Annotated in this window: 24 protein-coding genes; 7 read left to right on the top strand and 17 right to left on the bottom strand. The window is 52.8% G+C overall.

The annotated features are described in order from the left end of the window. Positions 1-3 precede the first annotated feature (3 nt). Positions 4-408 (top strand): TonB-dependent receptor domain-containing protein, encoded by a 405-nt coding sequence (locus CKV66_RS12845; protein WP_408633873.1) that lies wholly within the window; start codon positions 4-6, stop codon positions 406-408. A gap of 222 nt (positions 409-630) precedes the next feature. Here the strand turns inward: CKV66_RS12845 and lpxB are convergent, their stop codons facing one another. Continuing rightward, positions 631-1,815 (bottom strand): lipid-A-disaccharide synthase, encoded by a 1,185-nt coding sequence (gene lpxB / locus CKV66_RS02455; RefSeq protein ID WP_085363707.1) that lies wholly within the window; start codon positions 1,813-1,815, stop codon positions 631-633. 116 nt (positions 1,816-1,931) lie between these two features. Here lpxB and CKV66_RS12100 point away from each other — a divergent pair, with 116 nt between their 5' ends. After that, positions 1,932-2,150, top strand: a complete 219-nt coding sequence (locus CKV66_RS12100; RefSeq protein ID WP_143773804.1) for a hypothetical protein — start codon at positions 1,932-1,934, stop codon at positions 2,148-2,150. Here the strand turns inward: CKV66_RS12100 and lpxA are convergent. The 12 genes from lpxA to CKV66_RS02515 form a co-directional block, all read right to left on the bottom strand. Beyond that, on the bottom strand, positions 2,127-2,903 hold the full coding sequence (gene lpxA / locus CKV66_RS02460) for an acyl-ACP--UDP-N-acetylglucosamine O-acyltransferase (RefSeq protein WP_085363708.1): 777 nt from the start codon (positions 2,901-2,903) through the stop codon (positions 2,127-2,129). The two genes, CKV66_RS12100 and lpxA, sit on opposite strands and share 24 nt — an antisense overlap. Positions 2,904-2,978: 75 nt before the next feature. Further along, positions 2,979-3,434, bottom strand: a complete 456-nt coding sequence (gene fabZ, locus CKV66_RS02465; RefSeq protein WP_085363709.1) for a 3-hydroxyacyl-ACP dehydratase FabZ — start codon at positions 3,432-3,434, stop codon at positions 2,979-2,981. 2 nt (positions 3,435-3,436) lie between these two features. Further along, positions 3,437-4,492, bottom strand: a complete 1,056-nt coding sequence (lpxD, locus tag CKV66_RS02470; RefSeq protein ID WP_085363710.1) for a UDP-3-O-(3-hydroxymyristoyl)glucosamine N-acyltransferase — start codon at positions 4,490-4,492, stop codon at positions 3,437-3,439. Positions 4,493-4,586: 94 nt separating this feature from the next. Then, positions 4,587-5,099 (bottom strand): OmpH family outer membrane protein, encoded by a 513-nt coding sequence (locus CKV66_RS02475; RefSeq protein ID WP_085363711.1) that lies wholly within the window; start codon positions 5,097-5,099, stop codon positions 4,587-4,589. 34 nt (positions 5,100-5,133) lie between these two features. Beyond that, on the bottom strand, positions 5,134-7,533 hold the full coding sequence (gene bamA / locus CKV66_RS02480) for an outer membrane protein assembly factor BamA (RefSeq protein WP_085363712.1): 2,400 nt from the start codon (positions 7,531-7,533) through the stop codon (positions 5,134-5,136). 5 nt (positions 7,534-7,538) lie between these two features. Continuing rightward, positions 7,539-8,879: an RIP metalloprotease RseP gene (rseP, locus tag CKV66_RS02485; protein ID WP_085363741.1), complete on the bottom strand. Its 1,341-nt coding sequence runs from the start codon at positions 8,877-8,879 to the stop codon at positions 7,539-7,541. A gap of 224 nt (positions 8,880-9,103) precedes the next feature. Next, positions 9,104-10,294 carry a 1-deoxy-D-xylulose-5-phosphate reductoisomerase gene (gene ispC / locus CKV66_RS02490; RefSeq protein WP_085363713.1) on the bottom strand — a complete coding sequence of 397 codons (1,191 nt, stop codon included), beginning with the start codon at positions 10,292-10,294 and terminating at the stop codon, positions 9,104-9,106. 73 nt (positions 10,295-10,367) lie between these two features. Next, complete coding sequence (locus CKV66_RS02495) at positions 10,368-11,126, bottom strand: SIMPL domain-containing protein (RefSeq protein WP_085363714.1); 759 nt, start codon at positions 11,124-11,126, stop codon at positions 10,368-10,370. Between the two features lie 47 nt (positions 11,127-11,173). After that, positions 11,174-11,971 (bottom strand): phosphatidate cytidylyltransferase, encoded by a 798-nt coding sequence (locus CKV66_RS02500; RefSeq protein WP_085363715.1) that lies wholly within the window; start codon positions 11,969-11,971, stop codon positions 11,174-11,176. Positions 11,972-11,974: 3 nt separating this feature from the next. After that, on the bottom strand, positions 11,975-12,724 hold the full coding sequence (locus CKV66_RS02505) for an isoprenyl transferase (RefSeq protein WP_085363716.1): 750 nt from the start codon (positions 12,722-12,724) through the stop codon (positions 11,975-11,977). Positions 12,725-12,866: 142 nt separating this feature from the next. Continuing rightward, a complete protein-coding gene (gene frr, locus CKV66_RS02510; RefSeq protein ID WP_054600055.1) occupies positions 12,867-13,424 on the bottom strand; it encodes a ribosome recycling factor in 558 nt (185 codons plus the stop codon). Positions 13,425-13,668: 244 nt separating this feature from the next. Beyond that, entirely contained in the window at positions 13,669-13,857 is a 189-nt protein-coding gene (locus tag CKV66_RS02515; protein ID WP_085363717.1) for a hypothetical protein, read from the bottom strand. Between the two features lie 186 nt (positions 13,858-14,043). Here CKV66_RS02515 and CKV66_RS02520 point away from each other — a divergent pair, with 186 nt between their 5' ends. Further along, positions 14,044-16,551 carry a TonB-dependent receptor gene (locus CKV66_RS02520; RefSeq protein WP_085363718.1) on the top strand — a complete coding sequence of 836 codons (2,508 nt, stop codon included), beginning with the start codon at positions 14,044-14,046 and terminating at the stop codon, positions 16,549-16,551. Positions 16,552-16,758: 207 nt separating this feature from the next. Here CKV66_RS02520 and CKV66_RS02525 read toward each other — a convergent pair whose 3' ends face one another. Further along, a complete protein-coding gene (locus tag CKV66_RS02525) occupies positions 16,759-17,724 on the bottom strand; it encodes a DUF4349 domain-containing protein (RefSeq protein ID WP_157739142.1) in 966 nt (321 codons plus the stop codon). Positions 17,725-17,773: 49 nt separating this feature from the next. Continuing rightward, positions 17,774-18,352: a gamma carbonic anhydrase family protein gene (locus CKV66_RS02530; protein WP_085356680.1), complete on the bottom strand. Its 579-nt coding sequence runs from the start codon at positions 18,350-18,352 to the stop codon at positions 17,774-17,776. A 219-nt stretch (positions 18,353-18,571) separates the two neighbouring features. On the opposite strand from CKV66_RS02530, the gene CKV66_RS02535 reads away from it, so the two are divergent. The 4 genes from CKV66_RS02535 (at position 18,572) to pyrH (ending at position 21,655) form a co-directional block, all read left to right on the top strand. Beyond that, positions 18,572-18,775 (top strand): hypothetical protein, encoded by a 204-nt coding sequence (locus tag CKV66_RS02535; RefSeq protein ID WP_085363720.1) that lies wholly within the window; start codon positions 18,572-18,574, stop codon positions 18,773-18,775. 164 nt (positions 18,776-18,939) lie between these two features. Further along, positions 18,940-19,665 (top strand): 30S ribosomal protein S2, encoded by a 726-nt coding sequence (gene rpsB, locus CKV66_RS02540; protein WP_085363721.1) that lies wholly within the window; start codon positions 18,940-18,942, stop codon positions 19,663-19,665. Between the two features lie 142 nt (positions 19,666-19,807). Then, the gene (gene tsf, locus CKV66_RS02545; RefSeq protein WP_085363722.1) at positions 19,808-20,662 is read left to right on the top strand and encodes a translation elongation factor Ts; all 855 of its coding nucleotides are present in this window, start codon (positions 19,808-19,810) and stop codon (positions 20,660-20,662) included. 273 nt (positions 20,663-20,935) lie between these two features. After that, positions 20,936-21,655, top strand: coding sequence for a UMP kinase (gene pyrH / locus CKV66_RS02550; protein WP_054600429.1), 720 nt, complete (start codon positions 20,936-20,938; stop codon positions 21,653-21,655). Between the two features lie 221 nt (positions 21,656-21,876). Here the strand turns inward: pyrH and metE are convergent, their stop codons facing one another. Continuing rightward, the gene (gene metE / locus CKV66_RS02555; RefSeq protein ID WP_095197823.1) at positions 21,877-24,153 is read right to left on the bottom strand and encodes a 5-methyltetrahydropteroyltriglutamate--homocysteine S-methyltransferase; all 2,277 of its coding nucleotides are present in this window, start codon (positions 24,151-24,153) and stop codon (positions 21,877-21,879) included. Positions 24,154-24,330: 177 nt separating this feature from the next. Next, positions 24,331-25,014, bottom strand: a complete 684-nt coding sequence (locus CKV66_RS02560) for a 2,3-diphosphoglycerate-dependent phosphoglycerate mutase (protein ID WP_054600044.1) — start codon at positions 25,012-25,014, stop codon at positions 24,331-24,333. Positions 25,015-25,338 lie beyond the last annotated feature (324 nt).

Consider the following 25,338-nt stretch of genomic DNA (forward strand, 5'->3'; position numbering starts at 1 on the left):
GGTATGTTGTTTGATGCCATCCAACCTTCCCGCTATGTATTGGGCTTGGGCTACGATGCGCCGAGCGGCAAATGGGGCGTAAACGGCATGATGACGTATTCCAAAGCCAAAAACCCCGACGAGTTGCAAACCGTATGTAAAACCAGCTACCTCGTCCACAACGAATCCGCCACCAAGAAAGCCACCAAACCTTGGTATGTTTTCGATGTCAGCGGTTATGTGAACCTGAAAGACAAAATGACTTTGCGCGCCGGTATCTACAATTTGGCCAACCGCCGTTACAGCCAATGGGAAAACGTGCGCCAATCGGCCATGGGTGCGGTAAACCAACAAACCAAAGTGGAAAACTACGCACGCTACGCCGCGCCGGGCAGAAACGTAACGGTTTCGATGGAGATGAAGTTCTAAAGAATACAGGGAATCTTTGGCGAAACCCGCGCAACTGCTTTCAGACGGCCTTAAAGAAGCTTCCTCATGATGCTTGAGGCCGTCTGAAAAAAACGCACCTTCCGTTTGAACAACGTGTTTCAAACGGAAGGTGCGGTTTTTGTATGGGTGGAATGGAAACGGAACGGGGAAGGGTGGAAACTGCCGTTGAATTGCTGCTTGGCTGAATGGCGGTTGCGTTTTTTAAGCCGATTCTCCAAACGGCACGCCTGCTTCGGCCAAGACCGCTTTTGCAGCCAGCGCCGCGGTGTCTTTTTTCAGCAGCAAATGCAAGTCGTGAAAATCCTGTTTCAGCGCGGCAACGTCTTGGGGCGATTCGTACCATTCGGCGACGGCGGCGGCGAGTTTTTCCGGCTCGGCATCGTGTTGCAGCAGTTCCGGTACGGCGCCTTTGCCCAGCAGGATATTGGGCAGGCCGACGTGGGGGACTTTGATTTTGCGTTTCACATAGGCATATGTGAGCGGGGAGATTTTGTAGCTGATGACCATCGGCCGTTTGCACAAAGCCACTTCCAGCGTGGCCGTGCCGCTGGTTACCAGCACGACGTCGGCGGCGGTACAGGCCAAGTCGGCGTGTGCGGACATAAGCTGTATCGGCAAAGCCTTGAATTCGGGTTGTTCGAGAATCTGCAATAAGCGCCGTCGGGTGGCGACGGTGGCGACGGGCAGCAGGAAACGCACGCTCGGATAGCGTTGCATCAGCAGCTTGGCCGTGCGGAAGAAAATCGGCGCCATGTAGTCGATTTCGCTCACGCGGCTGCCGGGCATCAGGCAGAACACGGTTTCCCAGCTTTCGATTTTCATCTGCCGGCGTGCGGCCTGCTGGTCGGCATCGAGCGGCATGGTTTGCGCCATGGGATGGCCGACAAACTCGGCTTTCCCGCCGGCTTCGCGGTAAAGCTCCGGCTCCATCGGAAACAGGCACAAGACGCGGTTGACTTGATGGATGATGGTGTTGACCCGTTCGCGCCGCCACGCCCATACCGACGGGCTGACGTAATGCACGGTGGGAATGCCGGCTTTTTTGAGTTTTTCGGCCACGCCGAGGTTGAAATCGGGCGCGTCTATGCCTACAAACACGTCTGGGCGGATTTTTTTCATGTCGCGCACCAAGCCTTTGCGGATGCTTAAGATTTCGGGCAGTCGTTTGATTACTTCGGCAAAGCCGCGCACCGCCAGTTTTTCTTGTTCGTATAGGCTTTCAAACCCTCGGGCAAGCATACGCGGGCCGCCGATGCCGATAAAACGCGCTTGCGGGCAGCGTTGTTTGATGGCGTCCATCAGGTGTGCGCCGAGCAGGTCGCCCGATGCTTCGCCTACGCACAGGGCAATGGTGATGGGGCGGTTGGCTGGGGTGGGTGGGTTCATGAAGCTGGATAGATGAAAGATGATTGGATAGTGGCCGGTGTGCTGTTTATCTTACTCAATTTCCGCCGTTGTTTTGGTATTTTTGCCCGAGCGTTCCGGAATGATGACGAAAGACTATGGCTAGGGAACTTCACGGGCAAGCAGTGGCGGAATGTTTGGGGTTGGTGGTTTTTATGATGCCGTCTGAAAATTTCAGACGGCATGCAGGTTTTTTCTGTGTGTATGTGCTGTGTTGTGTATTCGAATATCGGACGCGGTTAGGCAAGCTCCGAGGCCGTCTGAAAACCGTATGGTGTTTTTCAGACGGCCGCTTAGCGGATAATCCCGCGCGTTGATGTTTCAAAGAAGTGCTTGAACACGGCCAGCTCGGGCGCGGTTTCGGCTTGTTTCAACACTTCGGCCTTCGCCTCTTCCAAACCCAAACCTTGGCGGTAAAGCGTTTTATAAACATTTTTCACGCGGCTGATTTGCTCGGGGGCGAATCCGTTGCGGCGCATGCCTTCGGTGTTGAGGCCGGCCGGTTCGGCGCGGTAGCCTGCGGCCATCACATACGGCGGCACGTCTTTATGTACGCCGGCGGCAAACGCGGTCATGGCGTAATCGCCGATTTGGCAGAATTGGAAAACCAGCGTGTAGCCGCCGAGAACAACATAGTCGCCGATGGTAACATGCCCCGCTAAAGAAGCGTTGTTGGCAAAAATGGTGTGGTTGCCGACCACGCAGTCGTGCGCGAGGTGCACATAGGCCATAATCCAGTTGTCGTCGCCGATGCGGGTTTCGCCGATGCCGGTTACGGTACCGGTGTTGAAGGTGGTGAATTCGCGGATGGTGTTGCCGTTGCCGATAACCAAACGGGTCGGCTCGTCGCGGTATTTTTTATCCTGCGGTTGTGCACCCAAGCTGGCAAACTGGAAAATTTTGTTGTGCTTGCCGATGGTGGTGTGGCCGTCGATCACGGCGTGCGGGCCGATTTCGGTGTGGGCGCCGATTTGTACGTTCGGGCCGATCACAGTGTAAGGGCCGACTTTGACGCTGCTATCAAGCTCGGCTTTGGGGTCGATAACGGCGGTCGGGTGGATTAAGCTCATAGGAGGCTTTCCTTCTGTGAAAGGCCGTCTGAAAAGTTGCAGATGTTTTCAGACGGCCTTTATTCATACATGTATTTATAGTTCTACTGCGCGTTTGGCACACATGATTTCGGCTTCTACGGCAATTTGGCCTTCTACTTTGGCCACGGCTTTGAATTTGCCGATACCGCGTTTGTTGGCCAGCAGCTCCACTTCAAAAACGAGTTGGTCGCCGGGAACCACTTGGCGCTTGAAGCGGGCATTGTCGATGCCGGCAAAGAAGTAGATTTCTTCGGGATTGCGGCCGCCTTCGCTCAAAATGGCCAATGTGCCGCAAGCCTGTGCCAGCGCTTCGATAATCAACACGCCCGGCATCACGGGGAAATCGGGGAAGTGGCCTTGGAAATGCGGCTCGTTCATGCTCACGTTTTTGATGGCAGTCAGGCTTTTCATGGATTCAAAAGCGGTGATGCGGTCGAGCAGCAAAAACGGGTAGCGGTGGGGAATCAGCTTCTGGATGTCTTTAGCTTCAATCGGGAGGGTAATATCCATGGTTATTCCTTATTATTTTCAGCGGATTGCGGGATTTCAAGCGCTTTTTCAAGCTGCTTGATGCGTTTGTTCATTTCGCTCAAGTGGCGGATGTGGACGGCATTGCGCGCCCATTCTTTGTGCGTCTGCATCGGGTAGGGGCCGGCAATGTGCTGGCCGCTTTCTTTGATGCTGTGGGTAATGCTGCTGCCGCCGCCGATGGTGGTTTTGTCGGCGATTTCGATATGGCCGACCGTGCCGACGCCGCCGCCGAGAATACAGTAATTGCCGATGGTAACGCTGCCTGAAATACCGGTTTTCGCGGCAATCACGGTGTGTGAACCGATTTTGCAGTTGTGGCCGATTTGCACCTGATTGTCGATTTTGGTGCCGTTGCCGACCACGGTATCGCTCATGGCACCGCGGTCGATATTGCTGTTGGAGCCGATTTCCACGTCGTCACCCAGCGTAACGCCGCCGGTTTGCGGGATTTTAAACCAAGAGTCGCCTGCAAAAGCCAAGCCGAAACCGTCGGCACCGATGACGCAGCCGCTGTGGATTTCCACGCGGTTGCCCAGTGTGCAGCCGTAATAAATCACGGCATTGGGATGAATGACGACTTCGTTGCCGAGTTTACAGTCGTGCTCGACCACGGCGCCGGCCAAAATGCGGCATCCTTCGCCCAAAACGGTGTTGCCGCCGATATAAGCGTGTGCGCCGATTTCGCAGCTTGCGGGCACGGTGGCGGTGGGTTCGACCACGGCGGTCGGGTGTATGCCGGCTACGGCTTTCTCCACAGGCGAAAACAGACGCGCAACTTTGGCGAAATACAGGTAAGGGTCTTGCGCCACAATCAGGTTGCGGCCGGGAAATTCGTCGGCGGTTTTCGGGCTGACAATCACGGCACCGGCTGCGCTGCCGGCAACGTCGGCCTTGTATTTGGGGTTGGCCAGAAAACTGATGTGGTCTGCAGTGGCGTCTGCCAAAGGCTGTACCGCAGCGATGCTGATGTCTTCGCCGCGCCATTCGCCGCCTAATTCGGCCACAATTTGCGATAAGGTGTAAAAAGCTGGAGTCATGTATTAAGGCCGTCTGAAAAAACAGCTGCCTGTAATGGCAAACCTCAGCCGCTTTGTTGAAACGGAATGACGGTTTGCCGACAGGCACCTGCGGTTAGCGTGCGTTTAAGGCTTTGATCACGCTGTCGGTAATATCGTATTTGCTGTTGACGTAAATCACGTCTTGCAAAATCAGGTCGTAGCCTTCTTTTTTCGCCAAATCGATGATGACACGGTTGGCATTTTGCTGGAGGGCGGCAAATTCTTCATTGCGGCGCAGATTGTATTCCTCGGCGAGCTGGGCTTGCTGGAGTCGGAATTTCTGTACCAATTCGCCCAACTCACGCACGGCGGCTTCGTGGGCGCTTGGGGAAAGTTTGCCCGAAGCCAGTTTTTTCTCGACGGCTTCGCCTTCCTTGCGGATTTTTTCCAACGCTTTCTGACGGCTGTCGAATTCTTTTTCCAGCGTCGTCTGAATGCGTTGTGCCTGCTTGGATTCCTGATAAACGCGCTCGGTGTTGATGAAACCGAGTTTTTGCACACCTTCGGCGGCAACTGCGCTGCCCATCAGGCTGAAACCCAATGCGGCAGCGGCAAAGCGGCTCATAAAATGTGATGTTTTACTCATAACCTTCCTTATTGGCTTGGATGCCGGCTCCGAATTAGAAAGTCGTACCCAGTTGGAACTGGAAGCGTTGGATTTCATCGCCTTGCTTTTTCTTGATCGGATAGGCATAGCTGAACTTCATGGGGCCAAGCGGCGACAGCCAGGTTACGGCCGCACCGGCAGAGTAACGCAACTCTTCTTTAAACGTAGATTTGTGTACGGCGTCTTTACCGTAAACGTTTTGCGCCGCACCGGTAGAGTGGAACGGATCGCTGCTGCTGTTGTTATACGTTTTGCCGTCCCACACGCTGCCGGCATCGGCAAACAGGCTCAAACGTACGGTGCGAGAATCTTTGATGCCCGGCATCGGGAACAGCAGCTCGGCGCTTACGTTGGCTTTTTTGTTGCCGCCATAGCTGATAACGTCGCCGAAGCGGTCATACACTTTCGGGCCCAATGTGCCGCTCTCGAAACCGCGCACGGAGCCTAAACCGCCGCCGTAGAAGTTTTCAAAGAAAGGCATGTTTTTGGTTTTGCCGTAGCCGTTGCCGTAGCCGACTTCGCCGCCCAGCATCAGGGTCAGCTCTTTGCTCAACGGGAAGAACCAAGTTTGGTTGTGGGTCAGCGTGTAGTATTTCAATTTGCTGCCCGGCAAGCCGATTTCGCCGTTGACGTTGGTCAGGTAGCCGCGTGTCGGCCACAAGGCGTTGTCGGTTTTATTGCGGCCCCAGCCGATGTTGCCTTTATATACCCAGCCTTTGAATTTACCGATACCGTCGGTACCTTTGCCGTGTTCGTTGATGAAGTCGCGGTAGCGTTTGGGGGCGCCTTCGTAAGTGTTAACGGTAAGGTGTTCCGCACCCAAGCCTAAGTTCACGCGGTCGTATTCGGTAACCGGGATACCCATGCGCAAGCCGGTGCCGAGCGTAGTGGTTTTGTATTGGTGCGTGCTGGAAGAGGCTTTACGCGGGTCGTACACTTTGCCGTAAACGTCGTAACCCAAGCTCACGCCGTCGGGTGTGAAGTAAGGTTCGGTAAACGACAGTGAAGCGTTTTGGGTGGTTTTACTGCGCGATACGCGGGCGGAAACGGATTTGCCCGTACCGAAAAGGTTGTCTTGCGCCACGCCTGCCGATAATACCAAGCCGGTATCTTGTACCCAGCCTGCGCTCAAATCCAGCGAGCCGGTAGAACGCTCTTTCAGCGACATGTCCAAATTCACTTGGTCGGGCGTGCCTTCCACCGGTTTGGCGTCGAACTGTACGTCATCGAAGTAGCCGAGTAATTCTACGCGCTCTTTGGAACGTTGCAGTTTGGAAACGTCGTAAGGGGCGGCTTCCATTTGGCGCAATTCGCGTCGGATTACTTCGTCGCGGGTTTTGTTGTTGCCTGAAATGTTGATTTCATTCACATAAACTTTGCGGCCCGGCTCGACATTCAACACGAAATCCACTACGCCGGTTTCGGTGTTGGGCACGGGCTGTACGTTGATTTCGCTAAAGGCGTAACCGGCACTACCCATAGCAGTCTGCATGGCTTGCAGGCTGTCGACCATTTTTTGGCGTTCGTACAGACGGCCTTCTTTCATTTTCAGCATTTTGTACAAATCTTCTTTGGCAACTTCACGGGTGTCGCCTTCAATTTGTACTTTGCCCCAGCGGTAGCGCGGGCCTTCATGTACTTTTACGGTGATGGTTTGTTTGGTTTTGTCTTCGTTGGTGTCGATCTGCGTATCCAACACACGGGCTTCGAAGTAACCGTTGTTTTGGTAAAACTCGGTTACGCGCTCCATGTCTTGGGCGAATTTTTCTTCGTTAAAGCGGTTGCTTTTGGTCAGCCAGCTGAAAATGGTTTGTTCGCTGAGCGACATTTGTCGGCGCAGTTTGCGGTCTGAATATTTTTCGTTGCCTTCAAATTCGATATCGACGATTTTGGTGCTTTTGCCTTCTTCAATCTTAACGTCGATGGCTACGCGGTTACGCGCCAGCTTGGATACGGTAGGGGTGATTTCCACCGACTGTTTGCCGCGGTTGATGTATTCCTGTTTCAAACCGGCAACGGCTTCGTTGAGGGTGGCTTGGCTGAAGGGTTGGGATTGCGCCAAACCGAAGGTATCAAAATTTTTCTTGATAGCGTCGTTGGGCAGCATTTTGGCGCCGGTAACGTTCAGGCTGCTGATGGTGGGGCGCTCCACTACGGTCAGCAATACCTGATTGCCCAGAGTTTCTACGCGCACGTCGTCGAAGAAGCCGGTGGCATACAGGTTTTTGATGATTTCTTCGCTTTTGGCATCGGTAAAGGTATCGCCGATTTTAACGGGCAGATAGTTGAATACCGTGCTGGGTTCGGTACGTTGCAGGCCTTCTACCCGGATATCCTGAATGGTGAAGTCGGCCAGCGCCAAAGGCGAGAGGCCGATTAACGTTAAGGTTGCAGCAATCTGTTTCAATTTCATAACATTTATCCAAACAAACGGGTTATATCGTTAAAGAAAGCCACCATCATCATCAGTAACATGACGGCAAGGCCGAAGCGTACGCCGATAGCCTGTATGCGTTCGCTTAGTGGTTTTCCGCGTATCCACTCGGCGGCATAATACACCAAATGACCGCCGTCCAAAACAGGCACGGGTAATAAATTCATGATTCCTAAGCTGATACTGACCAGCGCCAGAAACTCCAAATAACTTTGCAAACCGTGTTCGGCGGTTTTGCCCGCCACGTCGGCGATGGTTACGGGGCCGGAAATGTGGCTCAACGAGGCTTGGCCGGTAATCAGTTTGCCGAAAAACTGCACCGTCATGGTGGAGTATTTGACGGTTCTCTCCCAACCCATTTGGAAAGCTTCTGCCAAACCGGGTTGGTATTCGTGGGTAATTTTTTTCATCCAAGCTTCGTCGCTTTGGGGTGCTACGCCGGCTCTGCCGATTAAGGTGCCGTCTGAAAGTTCTTCAGAGTTGGGGCGCAGATGGGTTTCGGCTACTTGCCCGTTGCGGACGTATTGGATGGTAAGGTTTTTACCGGGGCTGCGGCGGAACGTTTCCGACCACTCCGCCCAAGTGTGGATTTGGCGGCCGTCGGCTGCCAGCAAGGTATCGCCTTTTTGCAAACCTGCGCGTTCTGCGGGGCTGTCGGCGGCAACATGGCCGAGGGTGTTGGTGATTTTAACCGGCAGCAAACCGATATGGCCTTGCTGCTTGATCACTTTTTCCACTTCCGGCGTGCCGGCAACATTAATGGAACGCACGGCATTGCCGCCGGTGGGCGTGGCGACGGCAATATCGACTTTTCCCGATTCCAAATTCAGCACGATTTCGTTGCGCGCGTCAGACCATTTATCGATGGACACGCCGTTGACCGACAGGATTTTGTCGCCCGGCACGAAACCTGCGCGGGCGGCGATGCTGGCGGGTTCTACGGTGCCGACAAACGGGCGTAGTTCGGTCACGCCGAATGAAAAGCTGAGGCCGTACAGCAATATGGCCAGAATTAGATTGGTCAGCGGGCCGGCTGCGACGATGGCGATGCGTTTGGCGGGGTGCTGTTTGTCGAAGGCGTAGGGCAGGTCGGCTTCAGACACATTGCCTTCGCGGGTATCGACCATTTTTACATAGCCGCCCAGCGGAATGGGCGCCAAACACCATTCGGTGTCGCCGCGTTTTTTCTTTAAAAACGGTTTGCCGAAGCCCACAGAAAAGCGCACGACTTTCACGCCGCACAAGCGTGCGACGATGTAGTGGCCGAACTCGTGCAGGCTGACCAAAATCAAAATGGCTACGATAAAAGCCAGTATGGTGTTCAACATAATTCCCCAAAATATTGCTGTATGTTTTTTTCAGACGGCCTGTTTGCTTAGAGGCCGTCTGAAAAATGTTTCATTGTATAAGAAGAAGCGGCGGATATAACAAGCGGGTTTGCACAATGATTACAGAACTTTATAAAACCATTAGGCCGGTAAAATGCATATTGGTTTCAGACGGCCTGTAAATTATCGGCAAATTTTCAAGTGCGGTTGCCGCCGCCGGTTTATTTCATGACCAATGCGCCGATGCCTTTTTGCGCTTGAATGCGGGTGAGCGCGTCTTGTGCGAGCAGGCTGTCGATGTCGCCGATGCCGTCTGAAAAGCCTTGCTCCAAGCAGTGCGACACAATGCGGGCGATGTCGGTAAAGCGGATTTTTCCGGCGAGGAACGCGGCAACGGCTTCTTCGTTGGCGGCATTGAGTACGCACGGCGCGCCACCGCCGGTTTCCATCGCTTCGTAAGCGAGTTTCAGGCACGGGAAGCGTTTGAAATCCGGTTCGCGGAAGGTGAGGGCGGACAAAGTGCCGAAGTTTAACGCGCCTACGCCCGATTCGAGGCGTTCGGGCAGCCCCAAGCAATAGGCAATCGGCGTGCGCATGTCGGGATTGCCCATTTGCGCCAACACCGAGCCGTCGAGATAACGCACCATGCTGTGAATCACACTTTGCGGATGGATAACCACTTCGAGCTTGTCGGGCGGGCAGTTAAACAGCCAATGCGCTTCGATCAGCTCCAAGCCTTTGTTCATCATGGTGGCGGAATCGACGGAGATTTTTTGACCCATCGACCAATTCGGATGTTTGACCGCTTGCGCAGGCGTGATGTGGTCGAAGGTGGCTAGATCGGTATCGAGAAACGGCCCGCCGGAGGCGGTTAGTATGATGGATTCGATGCCGTGTGTATTCAGACGGCCTGAATAATCGTGCGGCAATACTTGGTAAATGGCGTTGTGTTCGCTGTCCACCGGCAGGATTTGGGCACCGTTGGCTCGCGCGGTTTCCATAAACAGGGCACCGGAAACCACCAGCGTTTCTTTGTTGGCCAAATAAATGGTTTTGCCTTTGCGGGCGGCAGCCAGCGCGGAAGGCAGGCCGGCCGCGCCGACAATCGCCGCCATCACGCCGGTTACTTCGTCGGCGGCGGCAATGTCGATAAGCGCTTGTGCGCCGTATAACACTTCGGTGTTGCAGTCGGCCGGTTCTAACAGCTGCTCCAATGCGGCGGCGTGTTCGGCATCGGCCACAACGGCAAATTCGGGCTTGAAACGCTCGCATTGGGCGGCGAGCTTCTGAACCTGTTTGTGTCCGGCCAGTGCGAAAATGCGGAATTTTTCAGGATGGCGCGATACGACATCGAGCGTGCTTTCGCCTATGCTGCCGGTGCTGCCGAGTATGGTTAAAACGTGTTGTGTCATGATGGTTCTTTATGTGAGGCCGTCTGAAAACGGGTTGAGCGGGCTTGCAGACGCCTCGGTTTTGCTTAATCGCTTAATCTATGTTGTATTCAATCGTGACCACCAATCGAACCTGTTTACCGATGGTGGATTTGTCGTAGGTACCGCCGTAGTCTTCTTCTTCAGCACCTTTGCCGCTGTCGGCATAAATATTAAACGAACCCTGCGAGGCGGAACGCATTTTGCCTACTTGGCTGCCGCCGGTTTTGGCAAATTCCTGAGCGCGTTTGTGGGCATCGTCGGTGGCTTGGTTAATCAGTTCGCGTTTGATGGTTTCCAAATTGCCGAGCAGGTATTGCGGATCGGAAAAGTCGATCAGTTCGTTTTGGGCGCGCAGATTCAGAATGGCTTTATGGGCTTTTTGAATGTTACCCAGTTTATCGGTGCGCACGGTAATGGTTTGCGTGCCGTCGTAACCGTTGGGAACGCGGCGTTCGTTGCGGTGTTCGTCGTATTCGGTGATGTAGGCACGGGTGATTTCAGGCGTGCCGGTTTGGATTTCGTTTTCGGCAAAGCCTTGTTCGAGTAGAAACTTTTTCAATTTGGGGCGTTGTTTTTTCAGCGCGTCCAACACTTCTTGATAGGTGTCGGCATGAAGGCTTACCGAAGTGTTCCATTGTGCATGGTCGGATTGGAAATTTTTTTCGGCCAAGCCTTTCACGGTGATGGTGCCGGGCTGGCGGAAGTTTTTAAACTGCGTGCCGAGTATAAAGGCCGCCGCAATCAAGCCTGCGGCCAGCAGCCCGCCCAAAACACCCAAGCCTTTCGATAGGGATAAGTTTTTTTCCGACATGGTTTCGTGCTCCTGTTGTTAAGGCCGTCTGAAAAATACAAAGTGTGTCAGCCGAACACAACCATCATGGCCATGTAAACACTGATTACTGCAATCAGGCTGTCGGTGCGGTCGAATACGCCGCCGTGCCCCGGCAGCAGGTTGCTGCTGTCTTTGAATCCGGCGGAGCGTTTGAACCAGCTTTCGAGCAAGTCGCCGCCGATGCTGACTGCCGTGAGTATCCAGCCTACCAACACCGCGCCGAACCATGAAACATCAAACGCCAGCCATCCTGCATTCCACACCGAAACCATATACACGGCAACGAACAGCGCACCGCCGATTGCGCCTTCCCAGCTTTTGCCGGGGCTGATGGACGGGGCAAGTTTGCGTTTTCCGAATGCTTTACCGCAAAAATAGGCGAAAATGTCTGCTATCCACACCAAACCCATAACGGCGAGCAGCGAAAGTGCGGCATCGGTGTTCGGGCGCAGGCTGTTCAGGGCAAACCAAAAAGGCAGAACAATGATCAGGCCGGTGGCATAGGCTTTCCAGTCTGCCTTCAACTGCCATTTTTTATACAGCCACAAAGGCATGACCAGCAGCCAAAATGCCAGCACCAACAGCCATGAAAAAACGGGCAGCGTCCACCCTCCAGCATAAGCGGTAAGGCCGAAAAAAGCCGTGGCAGCCAAAAAATGATGGTTTTGGGCTTTCTCCATGCCGCTTAAGCGGGCGTATTCCCACAAAACCAGCAGGGCGATCAGGCCGGTAAAAAATGCCCATAGGCCGTCTGAAGCCCAAAACAGCATGCCCAACATCAGGGGCAGCAGAATCAAAGCGGTAATGACGCGTTGTTTTAACATGGGTTATTCGCTCCGTTGCTGTTCAGGCGGAAGCTGTTCGGACGTGCGGCCGAAACGCCTTTCACGTTTTTGAAACGACTGCACGGCCGCATCCAGCGCGGCACTGTCGAAATCCGGCCACAGGGTGTCGGTGAAATAAAGTTCGGTATAAGCCAGCTGCCACAGCAGAAAATTGCTGATGCGGGTTTCTCCGCCGGTGCGGATAAACAAATCCGGCTCGGGAGCATCGGGCAGCATCAGGTGCCGGGCAAGCATGTCTTCGGTAATTTCGGTAACGCCTTCTTGAATCAGGCGGTTGGCCGCTTGGAGAATATCCCAGCGGCCGCCGTAGTCGGCCGCGATGGTAATCGTAAGCCCCATATTGGCGGCGGTAAGCCGTTCTGCCTGTTCAATGCCGGTGCGGATGTCTTCGCTGAAACGGCTGCGGTTGCCGATTACCTTTACCCGCATATTGTTTTCGTGCAGGTGTTGTACTTGCTTTTGCAGCGCCTGTAAAAACAAACCCATCAGAAAAGAAACTTCGTCTTCGGGGCGGCGCCAGTTTTCGGTTGAAAAAGCGAACACCGTTAAATACTGCACACCCAGTTCGGCACAGCGTTTGACCATGTTTTCCAAAGCATCCAAACCGCGCTTGTGCCCCATCACGCGGGGCAGGAAACGCTTTTTCGCCCAGCGGCCGTTGCCGTCCATAATCACGGCGATATGGCGCGGTATCTGAGTGTGTTCCAAAATGGTTTGCGTGCTGCTGCTCATCTGTTTGCCTTATGAAATAACAATAAATAAGGGTGTGTGGCGGACATGATTAACGGTTGTCCCAAGATGACGGGGAAGCGTTGGAAGCCGTCTTAAAAGGTTTCAGACGGCCTTTTCTGATTATGATTATAGGTTATAAAACTTAAATCGCCATCAAGTCTTCTTCTTTGGTGGCAAGCATTTTATCGACTTCGCCGATGTATTTGTCGGTGAGCTTTTGGATTTGGTCTTCGCCGCGGCGGGCATCGTCTTCAGAAATTTCTTTGTCTTTCAACAAGCGTTTGAAATCGTTGTTGGCATCGCGGCGCACGTTGCGGATGGCAACGCGGCCTTCTTCGGCTTCGCCGCGCACGACTTTGATCAAGTCTTTGCGGCGCTCTTCGGTGAGCATCGGCATCGGCACGCGGATCACGTCGCCCATCGCGGCGGGGTTCAAGCCCAAATTCGATTCGCGGATGGCTTTTTCTACCGCCGCAGCCATATTGCTTTCATATACTTTCACGCCGATGGTACGGGCATCGAGCAAGGTGATGTTGGCGACTTGGCTCACAGATACGGGGCTGCCGTAATATTCCACTTCCACTTGATCCAGCAAACCGGTGTGGGCGCGGCCGGTGCGTACTTTGGCCAGGTTTTCACGCAATACTTCCAAAGAGCGCTGCATTTTGCTTTCGGCAGTTTTTTGAATGTCGTTAATCATTTGTACTCTTTCAAAATTATTAAAATCAATAGGATAAAGCTTGAATCTGGCTGCAACGTATTTTTCAGACGGCCTTTGCAGCAGGATAACAAGCCATAGTACCGTGCTTGGCGGTTTCCGACAAGCGCGAAAGCCGTTGCGGGGCTTATTGTTGTAGGGTTTTTTCGTGCATTTTCTTGCCAGGGCACGCGTTGATTTCAGACGGCCTCACTGCAAGCCTACGGCAACACAATCTCACGCACGATTAAATATGTAGGGCGCAATACACTTTATCGCCATCAAACCCTTTGCTGATCAGTTTAACGGTTTTAAAGGTTTCCCCTCCGTCTGCCGTTACGACTACAACAAGCTCTTGGTCTGAAAAGGTTTTTAACTCTTCAATCACTTGTCCGATGCTTTTCTGCCGCTCTTCCCATTCGGTTACTTCGTTCATATTGCCCTCTCCTGCATGAGCGTTAAGTTTCTAGGCCAGTTTGCATGTTGCTTCGCTTTTTGTTGTTTTGCTTGCATGGTAAGTTGAATCGGGTAGCTAAAAATTAAGGATAGGTAAAGATATTGCCATTTGAGTAAACAAAACTTAAAATAATGTGTTACTTTATAACATTGCTGAAAATAAACTATGCGACATTTCAAATTTACCGTTTCTCCTCTGCTGCTGATATTGAGCACGCAAGTATGGGCGGAAGTTGAGACGGAACACAAACAAAACTTGGAAGAGGTAACGGTTGTCGGCAAACGCCAGCCGACGGCACAGCCGTTTACCGGCAACCGAAAAGCGAGCGATATGCTGATCAGCGGCGAAAAGCTCAAGAGCCGCTCGGCCACTTTGGGTAATGCTTTGGCCGGAGAGCTGGGCATTCACAGCAATCCTTTCGGCGGCGGGGCGAGTGCGCCGGTTATCCGCGGTCAGGAAGGCGTGCGGGTGAAGATTCTGCAAAACGGTTCGGATGTCGTCGATATGTCTTCACTCTCGCCCGACCATGCGGTAGCGGCCGATACGCTGCTGGCGCAAAGGGTGGAAGTATTGCGCGGCACGTCTACGCTGGCTTATGCCGCGGCATCCCCCGCCGGTGTGGTGAATATTGCCGATAAACGCATTCCGACTTCGGTGCCCGAAAAAGGTTACGAAGGCGAAACTGCCGTCCGCTTCGATACGGCGGCCAAAGAAAAAGCGGCAACCGCAGCCGTTACGTTCGGCCTGGGCGACAATATTGCCGTTCATGCAGAAGGGCTGACGCGCCATTCCGACAATTACCGCGTTCGGGGAATCAATTTGGGCGAAACGCTGAAATATGTGCCGGACACCCATAACAAATCACATGTCGGCACGCTCGGGTTGTCTTGGGTGGGCAGCAAAGGGCATTTGGGTGCGTCATACACTTACCGCAAAGACCGCTACGGCCTGCCCGGGCACAACCATATGCTCGACCGTTGCAGCGGCCACATTTTCGACGTAACCACCGCATCGCCGATTGCACGCACTTATCTTTTGCCTTACCCGCATCTGATGGCTGACGAAGATGTTAACGATTCGCACCATTTCCATTGCGACAGCGAACATAACCAAAACAAAAAACACAGCCACGACAACGTGTACGGGCATAAACACGACCACAGCGGACCCGGCCCGTGGGTGGATATGAATGTGAAACGCTACGAATTGGCCGGCGAATGGAAACAGCCTTTTGCCGGTTTGAGCAAAATCAAGTTCTCAAGCGTGTACAGCAATTATTACCACGACGAGAAAAACGACGGTAAAGTCTATATCAGCCCCGACGACCCCGAAGACTACAAAAAGCGCAAGCTGAGAGACGGCATGGAGCAACAAGGCAAGCCCGATGCCATATTTGCCAACAGAGGCCTGAATACCCGCTTGGAGTTTTTCCACACCCCGATTGCCGGTTTCAACGGTATGGCCGGTATCCAATACCAAACCCAGAAAAGCAGCGCCCGCCGCGTCGCACCGCCTTTGAAACACGGCGAGCGATACATCAACGAGCGTAACCCGTTGGTAGAAAACACCAACAAACAGCTCAGCCTGTTTGCTTTGGAACAATACCGTATCGGCAATGTTCTGTTGGAAGGCGGCGTGCGTTGGGAGAAACAGCGCATTCCCATCCGTTACGATCAAGAACTGCTTGCGCGTTACGTTAAGCCCGGCACGCAGCAGCCCGATTTGAGCGCTTATTCGGAAAAGGCCTTTTCTTATTCGGGCGGCCTGCTGTGGGATTTCGCACCTTACTACCGCTTATCGCTCACCGCGTCCCACAACGAACGCCTGCCCACGCCGATGGAGCTGTATTATCACGGCAAACACTTGGCGACCAACTCATTTGAGTTCGGCAACAAGGGTTTGAGAAAAGAGCGTTCCAACAATGTTGAAATCGGCTTGAGTTACAGCGGCGAGAAATGGGACTATAAAATCAGTGCCTACCGCAACCGCTTTAAAAACTTCATCCATGCCGAAAACCTGCACCGCAGCGGTAATTTGTTTGTACGCCGTTATATTCAGTCGCAGGCACGTTTCCACGGCTTGGAAGGAGAAATCGGCTATCAATTTACCCCACGGCATAAATTCACCGTGTTCGGCGACATCGTGCGGGGCAAACTGTTCGGCCTGCCGATTCTCTACGGCGACAAAATTTACCGCGAATACACCTGTGTGGATGAAGACGGTTTGGAAGATACCTGTTTCGATGTTGTCGGACGCGAAACGGCGCAGCGGCCCGACCGTTACGCACCGCGCGTACCGCCCGCACGCTTAGGTTTCAGATTGAACAGCGAATTCAACGAAAAATGGTCAACCTCGCTTGAATACACCCGCGTTTTCAATCAAAACCGCACCGCCGTCTCGGAGTTTCCGCGTAAATTTGACGACGATGAATTGGAAGAAAACGGCGCAAAACAAAGGCTCTATACCATTCCGGTATTGGAAGACCCCACCCGCGGCTACCATCTGTTGAATGCGGGTATCGCCTACCGCAACCGCGTAGGCAAAACGGAATATAAAGTGTCTTTGGATATGAACAACCTGCTCAACCAAAAGGTATATATCCACAATTCGCACTTGCCGTATGTGCCTCAACCGGGAAGAAACTTTATTTTCGGTGTGAACGTGAAGTTCTAAACAGGCCGGTTTGAACCCTTAGGCCGTCTGAAAACTGTTTGCGGAAAAGCACAGGTTTCAGACGGCCTTTTTTGGTTTGTTAGCGGATTGACCATATTGCATTTTGAACCGCAGTCCTATCCGTAGGTTTAGCAAAAATATCAGGCCGTCTGAAAAACAGTTTTTCAGACGGCCTGTGTTTCATAACGCATACGCCAACGCGTGTTTTCAATCTTGATTGTTGCTGTCGTTGTTTTCTTTGCCGGCGATATGCTGACGCCAAAAACGTCTTCCAAACCAGACAAGTGCGATCAGCAGCCAAAGCGGCCATGCTGCCATCGTAATCAGCAGTATGTTTTGAAACAGATACCAGCCTTTTTCCAGCATCGGCAGGATTTGTGCAAAAAACGGCGGTTCAGATTGTTTGGCCAAAGCTTCGGGGTTCGGTCTGCTGCGGCGGATAACCGTTTCGGGCTGGTTGAAGTGAAGCTGTATGGTGGCGAAGTCAACTTTGTCCTGCCAATAAGCCTTTTCCAGCTCGGCGTATTCTTGTTGGGCTTTGGCGTCAAACTGCCAGCGGGTTACTTGCGCCGAATCTTTTTTGTCGGAAGGTTCTTCAGACTGCTTCACATCGGCCAATTGGTCGGCAAGCTGCTGTTGGCGCAGCGCTTCGAGTGCTTGCCGGCGCAAATCCAAGCTTACGTCTTCGGCTGAAAAATGCTGGTTGTTCAAAAATGTAATGTGTGCCTGCAAATCGTGAAGAAATTCGGAAGCATGGTCGGTGGGAATCCGCACGACCAAATCGGCGCGGTAGGTATAGCGGCTGATTTCAAGCAGCGTGCCGTCGGTTTGCGGAAAAGAATCGGTGCTGCGGATGTCGGCATTAATCGTATTGGTTGCAACAAAACCGCCGTGCTTGGCAGTAAGCGTTTCTATATCGGCCGCCGTTTTGCGCGTGTCGGTAGTTTGGAAATCAATATCGGCGGTTACGGCAAGCTGCCTGCCTTCTATTTTTTGATCGACCACCGCGCTCGGTGTCAATTTGGCGGCTTGTTTGTCGGAAGACTGTTCCGCCACGGCGGCTGCGGGAGCCGGAGCTTCTGCTTCTGAAGCGTTACGGCTGCCGTTGTCGCCGCAGGCAGTCAGCAGCAGCGAACCCAACAATGAAATATAGGCAATGCGGCGAGTGTTCATTATTGATACTTTCATGATGAAATAAGCGAGAGAGTATGTTTTAATTGGTTTATGTATTGCAGTCAGCCGAAGCTGCGTTTTCAGACGGCATCTCTGCCAAAGTTTTCTTATGGTTGGCGGCCACGCGCATATAGTGCTGCGCCGAATACACCAAAAACGCTTTTTCGTCGTCCGTGAGCGGGCGCACCTGTTTAACGGGAGAGCCTACATACAAAAAACCGCTTTCCAACCGCTTGCGCGGCGGCACCAAACTGCCGGCACCGATCATCACGTCGTCTTCAATTACCACATCATCGAGAATCACCGTATTCATGCCCACCAGCACACGGTTGCCGATGGTGCAGCCGTGCAGCATCACTTTGTGGCCGATGGTTACGTCTTCGCCGATAACCAGCGGCGAACCGTCGGGCTTGGCCGCCGTTTTGTGCGAAACGTGCAGCATGCTCAAATCCTGAACATTGCTGCGCGCGCCGATGGTAATGCTGTTCACATCGCCGCGTAGCACCGCAAACGGCCACACCGATACGTCTTGCGCCAGCGAAACCTCCCCGATCACGGCAGAAACCGGGTCGATATAGCAGCTTTCATCAATGTGCGGAACATGCTCCAGATAAGGGCGGATATTCATATCGTTCTCCTCGACGGGTAAATGGTTTTTCAGACGGCCTGAAGGTTTCTTGGTTGGTATTGTAGCCGAACATCGAGCATCTTAGCCCAAACAGGCCGTCTGAAAACATTGCGCAACCAAACGGCAGCGAAGCGGGCGCATTCGGGTTATCGGATTGACCGCAAACGGATTGATTGAGGATAAAATAAGCCGACCCCGCATTCAGATGAAAGGATCATCATGTGGCACATTATCGCCATCGGTTATCTATTCGTGGCCGTTTTATTTTCCGCCGCACAGCCCACCATTGCCCGCGCCTTGATTTATCTCGTATTTTGGGCGGTGTTGCCCAGCCTGTTTACTTTTTGGGTCGTTAAAACACGGCGGCGCAACAAACGCATCAAATGGCTGGAAAAACAGCAGTCGAGCCGCAAACCCGAATAAGCACTTTTCAGACGGCATCTTATCTTATATAATTCTGCGGTTTCCGTTTCGGCGGAATCATTTTTTATTGTTAACTCAAACGCCCGCACTTTGCGCGAAAGGGTGCTTACTCCGGTAGGTTCTATGCGACAAAGTGTATGCTTTAACCCTTTTAAGGAAAATTTATGTCACAAGTTACTATGCGCCAGATGCTGGAAGCAGGCGTTCACTTCGGCCACCAAACCCGTTACTGGAACCCGAAAATGGAGCAATACATTTTCGGCGCGCGCAACAAAATCCATATCGTAAACCTGGAAAAAACCCTGCCGCTGTTCCAAGAAGCGCAAGAAGCCGTTCGCCGTCTGGTTGCAAACAAAGGTACCGTATTGTTTGTAGGTACCAAACGCCAAGCCCGCGACATCATCCGCGAAGAAGCTACCCGTGCCGGTATGCCTTTCGTTGACTACCGCTGGTTGGGCGGCATGTTGACCAACTACAAAACCGTTAAACAGTCCATCAAACGCTTGGAAGAAAAAACCGCAGCTTTGGAAAACGCTGCCGAGAGCGGTTACAGCAAAAAAGAAATCTTGGAAATGCAACGCGAAGTTGAAAAACTGGAGCGTTCATTGGGCGGTATCAAAAATATGAAAGGCTTGCCCGACGCGATTTTCGTGATCGACACCGGCTACCAAAAAGGTACTTTGGTTGAAGCTGAAAAACTGGGCATCCCCGTGATTGCCGTAGTGGATACCAACAACAGCCCAGACGGCGTGAAATACGTTATCCCCGGTAACGACGACTCTGCAAAAGCAATCCGTCTGTACTGCCGCGGTATGGCAGATGCCGTATTGGAAGGCAAAAACCAAGCCATCCAAGAAACCGTAGCCGCTGCCCAAGCCGCTGCCGAATAAGGCTTTTCAAAAAGGGGGCTTTATGCCCCTTTTCTCGAAACAGGCCGTCTGAAAACGCATCAAATACTACCTTTTCAGACGGCCTTACCAAGATTCACAAGCACCACAAACCGTGCTTGCCCCAATTTCTAGGAGATTCAAAATGGCAGAAATTACTGCAAAAATGGTTGCCGACCTGCGTGCCGCTACCGGTCTGGGCATGATGGAGTGCAAAAAAGCACTGGTTGAAGCCGAAGGCAACATCGAAAAAGCCGAAGAAATCCTGCGCATCAAATCAGGCGCCAAAGCCGGTAAACTGGCCGGCCGTACCGCTGCCGAAGGCGTATTGGCTTACGCTATCGAAGGCAATGTAGGCGCTTTGGTTGAAGTAAACTGCGAAACCGACTTCGTAGCAAAAGACGCCGGCTTCGTAGAGTTCGCCAACTTTGTTGCCAAAACCGCCGTTGCCAAAAAGCCTGCTTCTGTTGAAGAACTGAGCGCATTGGTTGAAGAAGAGCGCAAAGCCATCATCGCCAAATTGGGCGAAAACATGTCTGTACGCCGCTTCCAAGTGATCGAAACCGCCGACAGCCTGACCGCCTACATCCACGGTGCATTGGCTACCGAAGGCGTATTGGTTGAATTCAAAGGTGCCGAAGACGTTGCCCGCAAAGTAGGTATGCACATCGTTGCCGCCAAACCCCAATGCGTGTCTGAAAGCGAAGTAGATGCGGAAACCGTTGAAAAAGAACGTCGCATTTACACCCAACAAGCTATCGAATCAGGCAAACCTGCCGAAATCGCCGAAAAAATGGTTGAAGGCCGCATCAAAAAATTCTTGGCTGAAGTTACCCTGAACGGCCAAGCATTCGTGATGAACCCTGACCAAACCGTAGCCCAATTCCTGAAAGAAAACGGCGCGGAAGTTATCAGCTTCGTGCGTTACAAAGTAGGCGACGGTATCGAAAAAGCCGTTGTAGACTACGCTGCCGAAGTAGCTGCCGCTGCGAAAGTATAAGGCTTATGAAAAACAAAGCACTCAGATTCGTATCGAATCGGGGTGCTTTTTTTTGAGGACATTTTTCAGACAGCCTGCCGTTTATAGCAAAAAAACCGCAGGCCGCAACGTTGGCAACGGGCGGAAAACAAACCGTCCGAGATTTGACCTAGTGCTTTGAAAAGCCCTGAAAAACGCACTACAATCAGTGCAGTATCCGTTCTCCAAAAACATAAGGCCGTCTGAAACGGTTTCAGACGGCCTCCCCGCAACCCGAAGAAAGCAAGGTATCCCATGACACAGCAAACCAAATATAAACGCGTTTTATTAAAACTTTCCGGCGAAGCCCTGATGGGTAAAGACGCTTTCGGTATCAACCGCGACACCATTATGCAGATTGTCGGGCAAGTGAAAGAAGTCGTGGATATGGGCGTGCAGGTTGCCGTGGTGATTGGCGGCGGTAATATCTTCCGCGGTGTCGCCACCCAAGCTCAAGGCATGGATCGCGCCACCGCCGACTATATGGGCATGATGGCTACCGTGATGAACGCGCTGGCCTTGAAAGATGCTTTCGAATCATTGGGCATCAAAGCCCGCGTACAATCCGCCTTGAGCATGCAGCAGATTGCCGAAACCTACGCCCGCCCCAAAGCCATCCAATATTTGGAAGAGGGCAAAGTCGTGATTTTCGCCGCCGGCACAGGCAACCCTTTCTTTACCACCGACACAGCCGCCTCATTGCGCGGTGCGGAAATGAACTGCGACATCATGCTCAAAGCCACTAATGTTGACGGCGTTTACACCGCAGATCCTAAAAAAGACCCGTCGGCCACCCGCTATCAAACCATTACTTTCGACGAAGCCATCAATAAAAACCTGCGCGTGATGGACGCCACCGCTTTCGCCCTGTGCCGTGAGCAGAAGCTGAATATTGTTGTATTCGGTATTGCCAAAGACGGCGCATTGAAGCGTGTGATTGCCGGCGAAGACGAAGGCACGTTGGTGCATTGCTGATTTTTAGAGAAAATTCAGGCTGTCTGAAATGTTTGCTGTTTCAGACGGCCTTTTTGTGTTGGAAATTAATCGACAGTCAGTAATCTTACTGCTTTAACATCACGTCCTGTTTCGGGATCATTTGTTTCACAAGCTCTATTTTTCAAATGCCCAACTTAATCAAAAAGGCCGTCTGAAAACTTTTTCAGACGGCCTCACTTCTCTATTTCACAGACTTGGCTTTATTTGGCAGCTAACTCGCTACGCAGTTTTTTGGTTACTTCCATCATTACTTCAAGCTGCTCGATGGTTTCTTTCCAGCCGCGGGTTTTCAGGCCGCAGTCGGGGTTGACCCACAAGCGCTCGACTGGCACTACTTCCATGGCTTTGCGCAGCAGTTTTTCCACTTCGGCGGCAGTCGGTACGCGCGGGCTGTGGATGTCGTACACACCGGGGCCGATGTCGTTCGGGTATTTGAAATCGCCGAAGGCGGTGAGCAATTCCATGTCGGAACGTGATGTTTCGATGGTGATTACGTCGGCATCCATAGAGGCGATGGCGGGCAGGATGTCGTTAAACTCCGAATAGCACATGTGGGTGTGGATTTGGGTGCTGTCTTCCGCGCCGGTGCTGCTCAAACGGAAGGCTTCGCACGCCCAAGCCAAAAATTCGTCCCATTGGGCTTTTTTCAGCGGCATGGCTTCGCGGATGGCCGGTTCGTCGATCTGAATCACTTTGATGCCGGCTTTTTCCAAATCCAACACTTCGTCGTTCAAGGCCAAGGCGATTTGCTTGGCGACTTCGCTCAACGGAATGTCGTCGCGCACGAACGACCATTTGTACATGGTTACGGGGCCGGTGAGCATGCCTTTCATCGGGCGTTTGGTCAGGGTTTGCGCGTAGGCAGACCAGTAAACGGTCATCGGTTCGGGGCGCGATACGTCGCCGAAGATGATGGGCGGTTTTACGCAGCGCGAGCCGTAGCTTTGTACCCAGCCGAATTGGGTGAAGCAGTAGCCGGCCAGTTGTTCGCCGAAGTATTCCACCATGTCGTTACGCTCGGCTTCGCCGTGTACGGGCACGTCGAGTTCCAGTTTTTCCTGTACTTCCACGCAGTAGGCGATTTCTTTTTTCATCGCGGCATCGTAATCGGCAGCGGAGAGTTCGCCTTTTTTGAAGGCGGCGCGCGCTTGGCGGATTTCGGTGGTTTGCGGGAACGAGCCGATGGTGGTGGTCGGCAACACGGGCAGGTTCATCCAAGCCTGTTGTGCTTTGATGCGTTCGGCAAACGGTGATTTGCGTTGATCGGCACCTTTGGGCAGGTTGGCGACGCGTGCTTTTACGGCATCGTTGTGGATTTTTTTGTTGGTGGCGCGGTCGGCAGCGGCGGCATCGGAAGCGGCAATGGCTTCTTTTACGCTGTCTTTGCCGTGTGCCAAGGCTTGTTTGACTACGCCCAGCTCAACCAGTTTTTGTGCGGCAAACGCCATCCAAGATTTGATTTCGCCGTCCAGTTTTTCTTCCACAGCCAAGTCTTGCGGGCTGTGCAGCAGCGAGCAGGAAGGGGCGATCCACAAGTTGTTGCCCAGCTTGGCTTTTACCGGCTCCAAAGTGTCGATCACTTTGGAGAGGTTGGCGCGCCATACGTTGCGGCCGTCAATCAGGCCGACAGACAATACTTTGTTTTCCGGCCATGCGTCGGCAAACACGGAGAGTTGCTCGGGTGCGCGCACGCAGTCGATGTGTACGCCGTGAACGGGCAGGGCTTTGAGCAGGTTGAGGTGTTCGGCGGCAGAGGCGAAGTAGGTGCCGATGATGATGCGCACGCCGGTGTTGGCAAATTCTTTGTAAGCGGTTTCAACGGCTTTGATCCAGTTGGCATCGGCGTCGGCAGAGAGAATCGGCTCGTCGATCTGAATCCAATCTACGCCTTCGGCGGCCAGTTCGCGCAGCAGTTGTGCGTAAGCGGACAGCAGCTTGGGCAGCAGGCTGATGCGTTTGAAGTTGTCGTCTTTGGCTTTGCCCAACCACAGCAGGGTAACGGGGCCGACCAGCGTGGGCTTGATGTCGTGGCCTTGTGCTTTGGCTTCTTTGATTTGGGCAATCAGGTTTTTGGCGTTGACTTTAAATTCGGTGTCGGCGTGCCATTCGGGTACGATGTAGTGGTAGTTGGTGTCGAACCACTTGGTCATTTCCATCGCAAATTGGGTGGCGTTACCGCGCGCCAGTTGGAAGTATTCGGGCAGGCTCAGGTTGGCCGCGTCGAAACCGAAACGTTTGGGAATCGCGCCCAAAGTGCAGAGCAGGTCTAAAACGTGGTCGTAAAAAGAAAAATCGCCTACGGGCAGCAAATCGGCACCGGCGGCTTTTTGGGTGGCCCAGTTCAGACGGCGGATTTCGGCGGCAACTTCTTGCAACTCGGCTTCGCTTTTCGCGCTTTTCCAAAAGGCTTCTACGGCAAATTTCAGCTCGCGCTTCGCACCGATGCGCGGGTAGCCGGATAGATGAAATGTGTTCATGTTCAACTCCTGTTGTTAAATCAATTGCGGATGCTTATTCGGATGGTCGTATCTTGAAGCTTTTTCGGGCAAGGCGCAAACGAGTTATTTGCATGGCTGTATGAATGGATTTAATGTGAAGAGGCCGTCTGAATATTTTTCAGACGGCCTCGAAGCATGTTGATGATGAAAGCGGGGTTACAGATAGAATTTATCCACAACTTTCAAATTTTCGTCCAATTTATAAACCAACGGTTGGCCGGTGGGGATTTCCACACCCATGATGTCGTCGTCGGAAATGCCTTCGATGTGTTTTACCAAGGCACGCAGGCTGTTGCCGTGGGCAGCTACCAATACGCGTTTGCCGCTTAAAATGGCGGGGGCGATTTGGTCGTGCCAGAAGGGCAGTACGCGTTGGAGGGTAACTTTCAGGTTTTCGCCGTCGGGCACCACATCGTCGGGCAGGTGGGCGTAGCGGCGGTCGTTGTGGGCGGAAAACTCGTCGGCGGGGTCGAGCAGCGGCGGCAGGGTGTCGTAGCTGCGGCGCCAGATGTGCACTTGGTCGTCGCCGTATTTTTCGGCGGTTTGTTTTTTATCCAAACCTTGAAGTTGGCCGTAGTGGCGTTCGTTCAAACGCCATGTTTTGATTTGGGGAACCCACAGTTGGTCGGATTCTTCCAGCACGATGTTGCAGGTTTTGATGGCACGGGTTAATACGGAAGTGAAGGCGATGTCGAACTGATAGCCTTTTTCTTTGAGTTTTTGCCCGGCGGCGGCGGCTTCTGCCAAACCCTGCTCGCTCAGTTTCACGTCGCGCCAGCCGGTAAACAGGTTTTTGGCGTTCCATTCGCTTTGCCCGTGGCGGATAAATACGAGTTCCATCGTGTTGCTCCAAGTTTGTAGGTTTGAAAATGCCTTTATAACATATTTTGCCCCCGCCGTTGCCGGTTGGCGCGGTGTATTTACGCGCAGGTGCGGTAAGGCCGTCTGAAAAAACGGCTTTCAGGCTTGGGGCTTTGCCATGACACAGCTATGAAAATATGTTATGGTAAAAATGAAATTCGCTTCAATAAGGTAAAAATATTCACTTTTACGCACAATATACGGCAGTTAGCCGCTTTTCAATACTGTTTGCAGAGCCTAGAACCTGACTGCCGATTCGTGCGATACGTTCGGGCAGGCCGCCTGAACCGTTTAAGACGAAAG

The sequence above is a fragment of the Neisseria zoodegmatis genome (assembly GCF_900187305.1).
In the GTDB taxonomy this organism is placed as follows: Bacteria; Pseudomonadota; Gammaproteobacteria; order Burkholderiales; family Neisseriaceae; genus Neisseria; species Neisseria zoodegmatis.